The sequence below is a fragment of the Pseudovibrio sp. Ad5 genome (genome assembly GCF_001623095.1).
Taxonomy (GTDB): Bacteria; Pseudomonadota; Alphaproteobacteria; order Rhizobiales; family Stappiaceae; genus Pseudovibrio.
The window spans coordinates 218,359-232,052 of the sequence record NZ_LMCH01000015.1 but is presented as its reverse complement, the minus strand read 5'-3'; the positions used below and the strand labels follow the sequence as shown (position 1 = coordinate 232,052).

The 13,694-nt window shown below is 52.5% G+C and carries 13 protein-coding genes; 6 read left to right on the top strand and 7 right to left on the bottom strand.

Going from position 1 to position 13,694, the window contains the following annotated elements; all coding sequences use genetic code 11:
* Positions 1-52: 52 nt before the first annotated feature.
* The gene (locus tag PsAD5_RS09760; RefSeq protein ID WP_063291966.1) at positions 53-925 is read left to right on the top strand and encodes an urea carboxylase-associated family protein; all 873 of its coding nucleotides are present in this window, start codon (positions 53-55) and stop codon (positions 923-925) included.
* A gap of 37 nt (positions 926-962) precedes the next feature.
* On the opposite strand, the gene PsAD5_RS09755 is transcribed toward PsAD5_RS09760, so the two are convergent.
* The gene (locus PsAD5_RS09755; RefSeq protein WP_063291965.1) at positions 963-1,949 is read right to left on the bottom strand and encodes a zinc-dependent alcohol dehydrogenase family protein; all 987 of its coding nucleotides are present in this window, start codon (positions 1,947-1,949) and stop codon (positions 963-965) included.
* A 299-nt stretch (positions 1,950-2,248) separates the two neighbouring features.
* Between PsAD5_RS09755 and PsAD5_RS09750 the strand changes: the two genes are divergently transcribed.
* The 5 genes from PsAD5_RS09750 to queF all read left to right on the top strand — a co-directional run bounded on the left by PsAD5_RS09750 (position 2,249) and on the right by queF (position 7,535).
* The gene (locus tag PsAD5_RS09750) at positions 2,249-5,002 is read left to right on the top strand and encodes a hypothetical protein (RefSeq protein WP_063291964.1); all 2,754 of its coding nucleotides are present in this window, start codon (positions 2,249-2,251) and stop codon (positions 5,000-5,002) included.
* 219 nt (positions 5,003-5,221) lie between these two features.
* Positions 5,222-5,920: a 7-cyano-7-deazaguanine synthase QueC gene (queC, locus tag PsAD5_RS09745; protein WP_063288558.1), complete on the top strand. Its 699-nt coding sequence runs from the start codon at positions 5,222-5,224 to the stop codon at positions 5,918-5,920.
* Positions 5,920-6,276 carry a 6-carboxytetrahydropterin synthase QueD gene (queD, locus tag PsAD5_RS09740; RefSeq protein ID WP_063291963.1) on the top strand — a complete coding sequence of 119 codons (357 nt, stop codon included), beginning with the start codon at positions 5,920-5,922 and terminating at the stop codon, positions 6,274-6,276. Before queC ends, queD begins: the two co-directional genes overlap by 1 nt.
* Positions 6,255-6,995 carry a 7-carboxy-7-deazaguanine synthase QueE gene (queE, locus tag PsAD5_RS09735; protein ID WP_063291962.1) on the top strand — a complete coding sequence of 247 codons (741 nt, stop codon included), beginning with the start codon at positions 6,255-6,257 and terminating at the stop codon, positions 6,993-6,995. The genes queD and queE overlap by 22 nt, the downstream gene beginning before the upstream one ends.
* A gap of 72 nt (positions 6,996-7,067) precedes the next feature.
* Positions 7,068-7,535: a preQ(1) synthase gene (gene queF / locus PsAD5_RS09730; RefSeq protein WP_057465235.1), complete on the top strand. Its 468-nt coding sequence runs from the start codon at positions 7,068-7,070 to the stop codon at positions 7,533-7,535.
* Between the two features lie 128 nt (positions 7,536-7,663).
* Here the strand turns inward: queF and rbsK are convergent, their stop codons facing one another.
* The 6 genes from rbsK to rbsD all read right to left on the bottom strand — a co-directional run bounded on the left by rbsK (position 7,664) and on the right by rbsD (position 13,471).
* On the bottom strand, positions 7,664-8,581 hold the full coding sequence (gene rbsK, locus PsAD5_RS09725) for a ribokinase (RefSeq protein WP_063291961.1): 918 nt from the start codon (positions 8,579-8,581) through the stop codon (positions 7,664-7,666).
* Between the two features lie 9 nt (positions 8,582-8,590).
* On the bottom strand, positions 8,591-9,586 hold the full coding sequence (locus PsAD5_RS09720) for a LacI family DNA-binding transcriptional regulator (RefSeq protein WP_057465237.1): 996 nt from the start codon (positions 9,584-9,586) through the stop codon (positions 8,591-8,593).
* Between the two features lie 69 nt (positions 9,587-9,655).
* Positions 9,656-10,537 (bottom strand): ribose ABC transporter substrate-binding protein RbsB, encoded by an 882-nt coding sequence (gene rbsB, locus PsAD5_RS09715; RefSeq protein WP_063291960.1) that lies wholly within the window; start codon positions 10,535-10,537, stop codon positions 9,656-9,658.
* A gap of 29 nt (positions 10,538-10,566) precedes the next feature.
* Positions 10,567-11,511, bottom strand: coding sequence for a ribose ABC transporter permease (rbsC, locus tag PsAD5_RS09710; protein ID WP_057465239.1), 945 nt, complete (start codon positions 11,509-11,511; stop codon positions 10,567-10,569).
* A 5-nt stretch (positions 11,512-11,516) separates the two neighbouring features.
* The gene (locus PsAD5_RS09705) at positions 11,517-13,010 is read right to left on the bottom strand and encodes a sugar ABC transporter ATP-binding protein (RefSeq protein ID WP_063291959.1); all 1,494 of its coding nucleotides are present in this window, start codon (positions 13,008-13,010) and stop codon (positions 11,517-11,519) included.
* 41 nt (positions 13,011-13,051) lie between these two features.
* Positions 13,052-13,471: a D-ribose pyranase gene (gene rbsD, locus PsAD5_RS09700; RefSeq protein ID WP_063288553.1), complete on the bottom strand. Its 420-nt coding sequence runs from the start codon at positions 13,469-13,471 to the stop codon at positions 13,052-13,054.
* Positions 13,472-13,694: the final 223 nt, after the last annotated feature.

Genomic DNA, 13,694 nt, shown 5'->3' with positions numbered 1-13,694 from the left:
TGGAGGGTTCAATCAGAACCAATAATTCTGCTCTTTTTAGGATCATTGGCTCATGACAAAAATCGCCTCCCGCTCGATTACGACCGACATTCCTGCTCCTTCCGAAGATCGTCGCTCCAAGTCTCCTATTGTTTGTTACGAAGTAGATCATTTGCCTGCCTATAACGCTGAGCTTTATCAGCAGGCAAAGGAGAGCCTGGAGAAGATCGACGAAGTTGTGGTGCCACCTCGTGATGGCGGTCATTTCAAGGTGCCTGCTGGCCACTTCTTCCGGATTGTGAGCGTTGAAGGCCCGCAGGTTGGCGATCTCAATTTGTGGAATGCCAATGACATTAATGAGCGGTTTTTCAGCGGCAAGACCCGTCAGCTGCATGCCTCGCACCTTTCAACCGGAGACCGGCTCTGGAGCACCATGCCGTATCTGCGTCCGATGGCGACGATTACACAGGATACGCTGGACTGGTACGGTTGGGATGAGGATGGTGCGGGCGTCCATGATGTGATTGGGACACGCTGCGACCCTTACACCAACCATATGCTCAAGAACGTGGATTACAACCATTGTTGCCACTCTAACCTGACCCGCGCACTGGCAGATGCAAAGGGTCTCTCGATAGATGGCGCTGAGCCTCATGTGCATGATGTGATGAACGTCTTCATGTGCACGGGCTTTACCCGCGATACCCACCAGTATTTCATGAAAGCCAGCCCTGTTCGTCCGGGTGATTTTATTGAGTTCTTTGCGGAGATCGATCTTCTGGGCGCGCTTTCTACCTGTCCGGGTGGTGATTGCGGCAGCAGTCACTCTGATGACAATACGCCGTGCTATCCGCTTCTTGTCGAGATCTTCAAACCGGAAGAGGGTAGTTTGAAAGGCTGGTCCGCCGCAAAACGCAGCGGTTATGCAGGCGGGCACCAAGCCTGATCCTGTTTGATTTGGCCAGTGGCAGTTGTTTTTCGTGTTACGGCACGAGGACAGCTGCGCCGGATAGTCGTCCCTCTCGCAAATCTTCCAGTGCCTGATTGGCCTGTTCAAGCCTGTAGGGAATGCAGTGAGTTTTCACACCTGCTTTTTTGGCGAGGGGAAAGAACTCCAGCCCGTCTTCTCGGGTCAGGTTGGCAACGGAAACAACCTCCCGCTCCTCCCAGAATAATGCATAGGGCATTTGCGGGATGTCGCTCATATGAATGCCACCGCACACCACACGCCCGCCTTTGCGCAGAGCACTCAACGCGGCTGGAACGAGTGGACCCACGGGGGCAAAGATGATGGCTGCATCCAGTTTTTCTGGTGGCTGGTCTTCAGAGCTTCCTGCCCAAATGGCACCAAGTTCTCTTGCAAAGTTCTGGGCCTGTGTGTCTCCTGATCTGGTGAAGGCATAGACATCACGACCTTGCCAGATGCAGATCTGCGCGATGATATGGGCGGCGGCACCAAAGCCGTAAATACCTATCGTTCTGCCTTTGCCAGCCTTCTTTAAAGATCGCCAGCCGATTAAGCCGGCACACAGAAGTGGCGCAAGCGATACCGGATCTGCGTCTTCATCCAGCTCAAATGCAAAATGTCGGTCTGCGATGGTGTGGGTCGCAAAGCCGCCATCGCGTGTGTAGCCCGTGAATATGGGATGATCGCAGAGATTTTCCTGATGGCTTTGACAAAAGGAACAACAGCCGCACGTATGCCCAAGCCAGGGAATGCCCACTCTCGTGCCGATTGTGAGGTCATCAACACCTGCCCCACATGCACGCACCCTGCCGACAATTTCATGACCGGGAATGAGCGGGAGCTTTGGTTTCGTCAGATCGCCATCCACGACGTGAAGGTCTGTCCGGCAAACCGCGCAAGCTTCAACCTCAATCAGGATTTCGCCGGTGCGCGGTGTTGGCGGCGCAGCACGTTCCTGCAAGACAAGTGGCTTTCCAATTTCGGTCAGAACCATTGCTTTCATGAGGGCATTCCTTCTCACGCAGGCTTGGATTGTGCTCAGATTATACGCTGTTGTCCTAAGAAAGTCTGGCGTGGTGTTTGCGGTTCCCCGTTGTTGCTGTGCGCTGCAGAATTAGATCAAGAATAAGAGAAAACCGAACCATTTATCACAACGCATATTTCATCTGGGTCCGTCATAACAATCTGGTGCGCGTGCGCGCGACGACTTGTTGGAGTGGAGCCTTGCGGAGATGCCATGTGCGTCTGCCCGCTGGTTTTCCTGTTTGTGTACCTCTCATAATTAAGGTGAGTGAACCTCCGATGCCCGGAAATCAAAATACCGATACTGGCACTGACACCAATCCTATTCCTGCAGAAGACCAAATGAACCAGAGCGAAGAAACCTGGGCTCAGCAAATCTATAAGCTATGGGGCGAAATGCTTCCAACCTGGGCAGATGCATTTGGCGAAGTTTATGAAGCAGAACGAGAACGGGAACGGGAAGAGCTTGCACAGGCAACAGCCCGAATGGATGAAGATGACCGTCGTCAGGCTGAGCAGGAGTTACGACACGATGCTGCTTCTACATTGGCATTTGAGGATAGTGAACGTTTCTTCGAACTTAAAAATGAGATGACCATACTCGAATCCAATCCCATGGAAGCGATCGACATGCCAGATTCACCTGACATGTCGCTGAGTAAGGTGATCATCGATCAGATCGCAGCTTTCAAATTGCAGAAGGAAGAACTTTTTCTGGAAGTTCAGGTCTTTAAGGGTCTGGAAGCTGAGAAGCTGGCTTTCACAACCGCTAATGAGCTGGTTGGGATGCTTATAGACAAAGCCTATATTCAAAGCGGCGTTTACAACTTTGCCGCTTGCGAAGTGACTCTGTCCGAGATGGAACGCAAGCTCAAAGACATGAAAAATCTTCTTCGAGATGCCCAAGTGCATCCAGCAACCTATGTCAGTAACGAAGATCAGGTTCTGATTGGTCAGGATGTTAAGAAGGTGAAGGAGATCATCTTCAATTTGCAGGACGCTGGTTATACTGGATTGGGAACAAGCCTGCTCATTGAAATGAACCAGTATCAGGATGCGGTGTCACGGCCATCCGATGCGCGCTGGACAGAGCTTATGTCTGATGCGGAGGCCTGTAAAAAAGCTCTGCCGGAACTGCGCAGCTCGGCCAAATATATTGAGACCCTGTGCGAAAGCATGACCATGGCGCAGCCAACAACTGCTGCATCAGATACGCTTGAAGAACTCCGTGACTATCAAAGTGAAAGTTCCCGCGACCTTTCATCAACCCTGCGCGTTATCGCGAGTCTCAAGGCTAAGGCTGAACGCCGTGAAAGGTGGATCAAACAAGAGGAATGGGCCGAGAAAAATCTGGATGTACGCACCCAGGCCTATCGAAAACAACTTGAGAAGTTTGTCGTGTTTGATGCAGACCATCAGGTGGTTACCAAAGAAAGCAAGACTGAAGCCCGTGCTCGCGCTGTTGATACTGAAGGGCTGGATAAAGATGTCATGGCAACAATGCCGAAGCGACCCGGCGGCAAGGATGTTAAGGCTGTTCCCCGTGCGACGATCAACAAGCTTTTGGAATCTTTTGAGTTTTTGGATGAAATGCGGTTATCGGGTGTGACAGGTATGGAAGCCATTGCACTTGAAGAGTTTATCAAGACAGAAGACATTCTGGAAGGCATCAACTCCAATCCAACCGGATATGATGACCTTCAAACACGCACGCAGAAGATGCTTGATAAAGTTGCAACCACCAAATCCGGCAAGAAAGCGATTTATTACGTTGAAGCCAAGATGAACCTTGAAGAGGATATCCGTCTCTTACGCGAACAAGCACCGGATATGAACATCAACAAGGCTCTCGGTCGGTGCAACAAGCTGGAAGGTACACGATTTCATCCACTCCTGAGACAGCTCGAGGAATCCCTCGCCTTCAGAGAGGTCTTTGAGATGAAGCTGGAACCGATTGAGAAGATATTCAAGGAAATTCCGGGCTTGCTTGCCAGGCTGGGTAAAGCTCGCCCTGAGCTTGCCATGAGATTCAAGAAGATCTGGCAGCCCAAGCAGGAGAAAGTCTATCACGGTGAACTGGAGCTGGAACTGAAACAGGCGAAAGTCACCGCTCATAACGCTGCCACTGTTGATGATGTGAAAGAGGCCATCTCACAGGTGAATACCGTCAAGATTAAAGCGGACAAGTATGTTGAAGAGCTGAGAGCTCGTGTAGCGCTGCTTGGCGAGGATGTGGATGGACCTGTCACCACCCCTGAGCGGGATGAGTTCTTTGAGAAAATCGAAGAAGACTACAAAAATGGTGTTCAGCTTGAGATTGACCGCAAGGTTGCCAAGGGCAAATTCAATGAAACCTCTGGCCCTATGAAGGATGAGCTGGAAATGCTCACCGCGAAGTCCAAGAGCTGGAAAGGTGCAAAGGCGCTTCTGACACGGTTCCCACGTATTGATACAACTAACTATGATCCGACCCGTTTCAAGGATCTCTTGGAAGAAGTGAAGCTTCTTGAACAGGAAAGTGCGGTCAACTCCTCTTACGAAGAAAATATGGGGCGGCTGAAAGAGCTGAAGGGCATGTATGATGCCATGCGCGGCGAGCTGACAGGCTTTAGAGAAGACATCGCCAAGGATGTCGTTAAAGCCGCAGAGAAAGCCATCACGCGTATGGAATCTGCAAAGGCGTTTGCTGAAGGCGACTTCATCACCGGTGTTGCCAGCCAGCAAGAAGCTGGCGAAGATTACGTCAATGCGGGCAGCTTGAAGCGGTTCACCACCTGCATATCAAAGCCAATTATACCAGGTGAGCTGCGAACGTATGCGCAGGTCATCGGCGACAGCAAGAAATCACTTCAAGAGCGCAAAAAGGCCCGCGAAGAGGCGTTACGCCTTGTGCGGCCTTTGCTGGCACGGCTCGACAGCGACAAGGCCATCAAGCTTTATCGTCGCCATCCGTTCGGTTTGGACAATGACATAAATGTCCTGAGGCCCGTTCTGGTGCAGCTTGAAGTTAAATTGTTGACTCTCGCGTCCTGATGCATATGAACCCTGCGGCACTGCATGTGATCGCAGGGCAAAATACGCGCAACTTTGAAGTGTAATTTGCATTTATACTCAGCAGGTTATCCATGAGATGTATGCAGAGGGTGAATTAGTCCTTTTCCTTGAGGTTTTAGTCTGGTAGTTACCGATTTGCTCAGCAATGAGTGCCGGTCGCAGCCTACCCGGCAACAGCGAAAACAAGGACTAAACCTTATGAAGACTATCGTAATCTGCTCAGGCGGATTGGATTCGGTCACGCTTGCCTACAAGGTTGCGCGTGAAAACGAATTGCTCGGCCTCGTCTCTTTTGATTACGGCCAACGGCACAAAAAGGAGTTGGACTATGCAGCGCATGCTGCAAAGCAGCTTGGTGTGCCACATCATATTCTGGACATGAGCCAGATAGGAGCGCATTTAAGCGGCTCCGCTCTAACCGATGATGTTGATGTTCCTGACGGCCATTATGCCGAAGAGAACATGAAGGTCACTGTGGTTCCCAACCGAAACGCAATCATGCTGTCCATCGGCTTTGGTATTGCGGCTGCTCAGCAGGCCGATGCTGTGGCTGCGGCTGTTCATGGGGGTGATCACTTCATCTACCCGGACTGTCGCCCTGGCTTTATCAAAAGCTTTGAAGCCATGCAGAAGCTGGCTTTGGACGGCTATGCCAATGTGAGCCTTTACACGCCATTTGTAGAAATTTCCAAAGGTGCCATCGTTGAAGAAGGTGCCCGGATCAACGTGCCGTTTGAGGACACGTGGTCCTGCTACAAAGGCGGAGAGAAACATTGCGGGCGGTGCGGCACCTGTGTCGAACGGCGAGAAGCCTTTGATCTGGCCGGTGTTGAGGACCCAACAGAATACGCGGATCCCGACTACTGGAAATCCGTGGTGGAACGAGCGGAACCATAATGTACAAAATCACCAAGGAATTTCACTTCTCGGCGTCGCATCAACTCTGCGAAATGCCGGAGGGACATCCCTGTGCGCGCCTGCATGGCCACAACTACATTGTGGTGATTGAGCTTGCCAGCAAGGATCTGGATGAACACGGCTTTGTGGTGGACTTCACTGAGTTGAAGCCGCTCAAGCGTTTCATTGATGATGAGCTGGATCATCGCCACCTCAATGAGGTGTTCGGACACGATCAGGTCACCTCTGAGTATCTCGCCAAGACCATCTACGAGTTCTGCAAAGGGCACTGGGTGGAGACCTGCGCTGTGCGTGTGAGTGAAACGCCAAAAACATGGGCGGAATATCGGCCATGAGCAAACTCAGTATCAGTGAGATCTTCGGGCCAACCATACAAGGCGAAGGTGCTTTGATTGGTGAGCCAACCGTGTTTGTGCGCGCTGGCGGCTGTGATTATCGTTGCAGCTGGTGTGATACATTGCATGCGGTGGACAGCGCTTATCGTCATACATGGGATCAGATGGACAGTGCGGACGTCTGGCACAAGATTGAGGAACTGTCCGGTCATCAACCGATCACGGTTTCCCTTTCTGGCGGCAACCCTGCCATTCAGGATTTTTCGCAAGTAATCTCACTCGGTAAAGCGAAGGGTTATAAATTCGCGATCGAGACGCAGGGGTCAGTTGCACGGGACTGGTTTGCGGATCTGGACACGCTGGTGCTGAGCCCGAAGCCGCCTTCCTCTGGCGAAACTGTCAATTGGGACAAGTTCGATGCCTGTCTGGATGCAGCCCTCAACTCGGCCACCTGTGTGATCAAAGTGGTTGTGTTTGATGATGTCGATTACGACTGGGCCAAGGACGTTGGTGAGCGCTACCCTTATCTGCCGATGTACCTGCAACCGGGGAACCATACCCCTCCTCCACCTGAGGAGGATGATGCGACCATTGACATGGACGGCATCATGGATCGCATGCACTGGCTGGTGGACAAAACTGTTTCCGACCAATGGTTCAAGCCACGCATTCTGCCACAGCTGCATGTGCTGCTGTGGGGCAACAAGCGCGGCGTTTAAAGCATATTCCGGCAAGTTGATGATCAGCCTTTGATGACGGAAATGCATGAGAACGAAGAATTCGAGAGAACAATGAGCAACGACGATATCTATAAAAATCTGACCATGCTGGGCGGTGATACTGTTCAGCCGCAGTCCCCTGAAGAAGCGGTTCTGGAACGGGTTCCAAACCCACAACAGGGCACGCCTTATGCAATTCGCTTTACAGCACCTGAGTTCACCTCCCTGTGCCCGATCACCAATCAGCCGGATTTTGCTCATCTGGTGATTGATTATGTGCCGGACCAGTGGCTGGTTGAGAGCAAATCTTTGAAACTGTTCCTGACATCCTTCCGCAACCACGGTGCGTTCCATGAGGATTGCACTGTGTCCATCGGTAAGCGCCTTGTTGACACGTTGAACCCGATCTGGCTGCGCATTGGCGGTTACTGGTATCCGCGCGGTGGTATTCCGATTGATGTGTTCTACCAGACCGGTGAAGAGCCAAAAGGCGTCTGGATTCCAGAACAGGGCGTGCCGACCTATCGCGGTCGCGGCTAAATACCTGTTTAGGATGTACTCAGTTGGGGTTGCGAAAAGGCTGCCAACCCCAACTTTGCTGTTCTGAGAGGCCTTAGAGCATAGCGAATTCTTGTCATTTGATTGAATTCAATCAAATGGAACGCGCTCTATGCACCCATCAGAGCTTCGACTTCAGCCAGAGTTGGCGCGGATGTGGCTGCACCATGTTTGGTGGTGGAGAGAGCGCCGCAAGCAGCTGCGAAACGGACTGCTTCGGCCAAGGATTTGCCGCTGTCCAGCGCATACGCCAGACCGCCGTTGAAGCAATCTCCTGCTGCAACGGTGTCGATCGCATTCACCTTGAATGGCTCGACAAAGCCTTCACTCTCATCATCCTTGAAGTAAACGCCGCGTGCGCCGAGTTTCACAACGGCAGCTGCAACGCCATGTTCGCGCAGCAGGTTTGCAGCATGGGCTGCTTCTTCTGCATTGGATGGGCGGAAGCCTGTGAGGATTTCGGTTTCGGTCTCGTTGGGCGTTACAACATCTACGTTTTGCAGGAAACCTTCCGGCAGACCATCGACGGGTGCTGGTGCAGGGTCAAAGATCACTTTGCCGCCTGACGCGCGAACTTTCTTAGCGGCGCTCAGGCACGTTGCGACCGGAATTTCCAGCTGCATCAGCATGATTTTAGCGTTCTTCAGCACATCTGATGTGCGCTCCAGATCGCTTTCGTCGACAGCAAGATTTGCGCCACCAATCACGGTGATGCTGTTTTCGGAATTTGCGTCCACACCGATCACAGCGATGCCGGTGCCGTGGTTTTCATCCAAATGCACATGCTCGGTTGAAACGCCCATGTCTTTCAGGTGCTGGGCTGCGATGTCGCCAAACCCGTCTTTACCGATGCGGCCTACCAGTTGTGCATCACCACCCAGCTTTGATGCTGCAACGGCCTGATTGCAGCCTTTGCCGCCCAGGTTGATGGCGTAGCTGTGTCCATGCAGCGTTTCTCCCGGCTGTGGCAGCCGGTCAGAACGGGTTGTGATATCAACATTGATGGAACCGACAATGACGATGGACATGAATACTTCCTAGTTAACAACAGAGCTGCGGACGATCAGTTCAGGCACCAATTGGATGACTGGCGGCATCTCTGTCTTTTCTTCCAGATGATTGATCAGCGCTTCTGCAGCGCTCAACCCAAGCTCGAAGCTGGGCTGTTTGATGGTTGTGAGTGCTGGCGCCATGTAGGAGGCGTACTCAACATCATCGTAGCCGATGACGGAGATATCCTCCGGAATGCGCAGGCCACGTTCGTGAATGGCGCGGTACGCCCCCATTGCCATCAAATCGTTGAAGGCAAAGATGGCTTCGGGCTGGCTATCGGCGTCCAATATCTGCTTCATGCCTTCATACCCGCTGGATGCGGTGAGAAGGCCTGCGGCTTGCCACTTGCTTTCTACCGGCAACCCGGCAGCGTTCATGGCATTTTCAAAGCCTTTGTAGCGTTCAATAGAACGGGGATGATCTTCTGGCCCCATAAGACAACCGATTTTGGTCAGGCCGCGCTTGATCAGGTGTTCTGTAGCCAATCTGCCGCCCAGTACGGAATCATCCTGCAAAGTGCAGGCGTTTGGGTGCGGGGCGGAATCCAGAATGGCTTTGGGCAGTTTGCCGAGCTTGCTGATTTGCTGGTACAGCGCCGGGTCTGTCTTGGTGGTCATCACCATGAGGGCATCAATGCGGCGCTGAAGCAAGGTGTTGAGGTTTGCCAGCTGCCTGTCGGACTGATGACCTGAATTGCACAGGATGAGACTGAAATTGTGTTGGTAGCACCCCTCTTCCACACCGCGCACAACGTCAGCAAAGAAAGGGTTGGAGCTGCTTGAAACCAGCATACCGATGATGTTGGTGCGCTTTACCTTGAGCGCGCGCGCCATCATGCTTGGCTGGAAGCCGAGAGCCTGAATAACTTCCTCGACTTTTTGTTTGGTCAGGGGTGCAACGTAGCGCGTCTCGTTGATCACGTGAGACACTGTAGATGCGGATACCCCCGCAGCTTGTGCAACATCCTTGATACTGACCATTTCCGCTCCGGTTTTAAGGGTCGGGTCTGGCGCTTACGCCAAACCCGATCTTATTCAGATTACTTGCACTTACTTGGTAACAAGCTTCAGCGCAACTGGGGTATACGCATCAACTTTTTCACCTTTGAGGACTTTGTCCGCAGTGTCGACGCCGATGGAACCAATCATGCCAGCTTGCTGCGCAACAGTTGCCAGCATTGTACCTTCTTCAACAGCTTTTACGCCGTCATCAGTACCATCAAAGCCAACAACGAGGATGTCGCGGTTTGCCGCTTCAATTGCCTTGATTGCGCCCAGAGCCATTTCATCGTTATGTGCGAAAACAGCGTTGATTTCTGGCTGTGCCTGCAGGATGTTTTCCATCACGTTCAGGCCTTTGGTGCGATCGAAGTCTGCTGGCTGAACTGCAACCAGTTCAATACCGGAGGCGCCGTGCATTGCTTTTTTGAAGCCTGTACCACGATCACGTGCAGCAGAAGTACCTGGAACACCTTCCAGCTCAACAATCTTACCGCTGCCGCGCAGGGTTTCAACGATCAGCTCACCAGCCATTTCGCCGCCGAGGATGTTGTCGGATGCCACGTGGGACTCCACTTTGCCGCGTGCTGCACCACGGTCCAGAGTGACCACTGGTACGTTTTTGTGGTTTGCAGCGCGGATGGAGCTGGAAACAGCGTCAGAGTCAGTTGGGTTGATGAGCAGGATCGAAACGTTCTTGCTCAGCACGTCTTCCACGTTTGCCAGTTCTTTTGCAGGATCGTTCTGGCTGTCGAGAACAACAATCTTGTAGCCGAGCTCATTTGCGCGTGCTTCAGCACCTTCTTTCAAGGTCACAAAGAACGGGTTGTTCAGGGTGGACACGACCAGAGCCAGTGTGTCCTGTGCCATTGATACTGCTGTGGAGCCGAGAAGAAGAGCAGCACCTGCTGCCAAACTTACTAGTTTTTTCATAGAAACCTCCCGAGGTTCAGTTTGATTGCTCACGCGTTTGATTTGCCACGGCTGTCGACGACAACCGCCAGAAGGATAACCGCACCTTTCGCGATCATCTGGTAGTAGGATGAAACATCCATAATATTCAGTGCGTTATTCAATACACCGATAATGAGGGCACCGATGATGGTGCCAAAGATCCGGCCTTTACCGCCAGCGAGGCTTGTACCGCCGAGAACCACGGCTGCGATTGCATCGAGCTCGTATCCCAGACCAGCTGTTGGCTGAGCAGATTCAAGGCGTGCTGTCAGGATGATGCCTGCCAGTGCGGCGAGCGCTCCGCTGAGGGCGTAGACAAGAATTTTGACTTTTTTGACATTGATACCGGACAGACGAGCCACGTTTTCATTGCCGCCAATGGCGTAAACGTAACGACCGAAACGGGTCTGGCTGAGAACGAACCAGCAGAGCGCGAAGATGACCACCATCAGGATCACCGGGTTCGGAATGCCGAGAATGTAGCCGCCGCCGAACTGGTAGAAGCTTTCAGCCACATCAAAGTAACCCGTAGAGATTGGGCGGCCTTGCGTATAAACCAGCGTCGCGCCGCGGATCATGGTCATGCCAACCAATGTTGCGATGAACGGCTGAACGTTGAAGTAGCTGATAATCACGCCACTTGTTGCACCAAGGCCCGCGCCAACCATAATGGTGGCGATCAGTGCGATGATGAGCGGCGTATCCATGCCAATGAGACTTGCGCAGATGGCACCAGCGAAGGCCAGAATGGAGCCAACCGCCAGATCGATGCCCGCCGTCAGGATCACAAAGGTCATGCCCATGGCGATTACTGCGTTGATCGAGGTCTGACGCAGGATGTTGAGCATGTTGTCGATGCCAAGGAAGTTGGCATTGGCGAAGGACACTGCGGCCATCAGGATGATCAGGCCAATCAGAGACTTATTTTCACTGATAAAGTCGTTGAGCTTCATCTGTTTTACCCGTTCGTTTGGCCAGCAACGGCGCAGCGCATAATGTTTTCTTGAGTGGCTTCGGCTCGTGCGAACGATCCGGTCAACTTGCCGCTGGACAAGACGTGGATGCGATCAGAGATACCCAGAAGCTCTGGCATGTCGGAGGAGATCAGCAGGATGCAAAGACCCTCTGCCTTCAGCTTGTTGATGAGCGTGTAGATTTCGCGTTTTGCGCCTACATCCACGCCGCGCGTGGGCTCATCAAGAATGAGGACCTTGGGTTCCGGCACCAATGACTTGGCGATGGAGACCTTTTGCTGGTTGCCGCCGGACAGATTGGAGATGATGGTGTTTGCATCTCTGGTCTTGATGGCGAACGCTTCGATGTACTCGCTGATGGTGACTGCTTCAGAGGCTTTGTTGACGAACCCGAGCACGTTGCAGAACCGGTCCAGCCCTGTGAGGGACATGTTGGTGCTCAACTCCTGTGACTGGACGAGACCTTCCTGCTTGCGGTCTTCAGTGACGTAGCCGATTTGTGCTTTGACACCATCCTGTGGTGATTTAAGGCGGATTTCTTTGCCATCGATCTTAACTGTGCCGCTGTCGATTGGGTTTGCACCAAAGATTGCCTTAGCAAGCTCTGTGCGCCCTGCTCCAACAAGGCCTGCGAACCCTACAACTTCACCGGCGTTGGCTGTGAAGGAGACCTCTTTTGCACCATGCGCAGTCAGTTTCTCAACCTCGATGCGCACATCACCCGGAGCGGCTGGAACGAAAGGATATTGATCGGAAAGTTCCCGGCCCACCATATGGCGGATCAGATCGTCCTCGGTGATTTCAGAGACCGGCCCTTGATGGACCATCTCACCATCGCGCAGAATGGCGATGTCATCACACATCTGGAAAATCTCACCCAAACGGTGCGAGATGAACACGAGACCTTTGCCTTGCGTCCGCAGCTCGTCCACGACTTCAAACAGGATTGCTGTCTCAATATCGGTGAGCGCGTCTGTTGGCTCATCCATGATGATCACTTCAGCGTTCAGCGAGAGCGCTTTGGCGATCTCAACCATTTGCTGCTGCGCGATGGAGAGCTTGCCCAGTGGCGTTTTAGGATCGATATCCTGTTTCAACAGAGTGAGGTATTTTTTGCTTTCCCGCTCAATCACATCCCACTGGATTTTGCCCAGTTTGGTGGGTTCACGGCCCAGATAGATGTTCTCAGCAACGGACAGTTCAGGCAGCAGATTAAGCTCTTGGTGGATAATACCAATTCCGGCATCCATGGACTGACGTACCGTAGTGAATTTGACCTTATTGCCCTTGTAGGTCACCGTGCCTGCATCGCGCTGATAGATGCCCGATATAATTTTCATCAGGGTTGATTTACCGGCTCCGTTTTCACCGGCCAGCGCCACAACGCGCCCAGCCCGGATCGTCAGATCAACGGATTTGAGCACGTTGATCCCGGAGAAGGATTTTTCAATTCCCTGAAGTTCAAGAAGGGTTGTCACTGGGTGTCCTCTCCCAAAGCCCGAATTATCTCAGATTTCCCTCAGAACGTTACGCCTGAATAAAAAATCACATTGGCGTAGGGCGTGCATTCTCCCGTGCGCACCACCGCCCGGCATTTACCAGTTAATGCCTTGAATTCCTCATGAGAGACAGTTGTGGTCTCTACGCTGTTGCCTTGACACTTTGCGATTTCGGCAATGAGTGAACGCAGGCGCAAGTGATAAGCTGGCTGGTGTTCAATCAGCTCTTCAGCAATGACAACCCGCTCTACCTGCATCTCAGCTGTGATCGCGCTTGCCGTTTCCAGCATGCCCGGCAAACCCTTTGTAATGGCAAGGTCGATGCGCTCGACATCCTTGGAAATTGGGAGCCCGGCGTCTCCAACACACAGACCATCCCCATGGCCCATATGAGAGATAATGCTAGAGACCGGAGCGTTTAAAAGTACGCCCTTCTTCATTGCAGCAGTTCCTCCGCGTTGTCTCGATTGAAGAGACGTTAGCAGGCGCGTATGGGTTACGCAACCGTTTGCGCAAACGTTTGCGCGAGTCAATTTCTAGAATTCTTCCAGTTTAATTCAGGCATACTGAAAGAGCGCCTGACCTGAACAATGAGAGGTAAGTGCAAAAATATCAGAGGTTATATGGCTTTATTGCGGATGCACTCTGGCCACCCGAAGCACG

Bases quoted from the DNA above. Each gene is read 5' to 3' on its own strand.
- PsAD5_RS09760 (WP_063291966.1), top strand. From the start codon at position 53: ATGACAAAAATCGCCTCCCGCTCGATTACGACCGACATTCCTGCTCCT.
- PsAD5_RS09755 (WP_063291965.1), bottom strand. From the start codon at position 1,949: ATGAAAGCAATGGTTCTGACCGAAATTGGAAAGCCACTTGTCTTGCAG.
- PsAD5_RS09750 (WP_063291964.1), top strand. From the start codon at position 2,249: ATGCCCGGAAATCAAAATACCGATACTGGCACTGACACCAATCCTATT.
- queC (WP_063288558.1), top strand. From the start codon at position 5,222: ATGAAGACTATCGTAATCTGCTCAGGCGGATTGGATTCGGTCACGCTT.
- queD (WP_063291963.1), top strand. From the start codon at position 5,920: ATGTACAAAATCACCAAGGAATTTCACTTCTCGGCGTCGCATCAACTC.
- queE (WP_063291962.1), top strand. From the start codon at position 6,255: ATGGGCGGAATATCGGCCATGAGCAAACTCAGTATCAGTGAGATCTTC.
- queF (WP_057465235.1), top strand. From the start codon at position 7,068: ATGAGCAACGACGATATCTATAAAAATCTGACCATGCTGGGCGGTGAT.
- rbsK (WP_063291961.1), bottom strand. From the start codon at position 8,581: ATGTCCATCGTCATTGTCGGTTCCATCAATGTTGATATCACAACCCGT.
- PsAD5_RS09720 (WP_057465237.1), bottom strand. From the start codon at position 9,586: ATGGTCAGTATCAAGGATGTTGCACAAGCTGCGGGGGTATCCGCATCT.
- rbsB (WP_063291960.1), bottom strand. From the start codon at position 10,537: ATGAAAAAACTAGTAAGTTTGGCAGCAGGTGCTGCTCTTCTTCTCGGC.
- rbsC (WP_057465239.1), bottom strand. From the start codon at position 11,511: ATGAAGCTCAACGACTTTATCAGTGAAAATAAGTCTCTGATTGGCCTG.
- rbsD (WP_063288553.1), bottom strand. From the start codon at position 13,471: ATGAAGAAGGGCGTACTTTTAAACGCTCCGGTCTCTAGCATTATCTCT.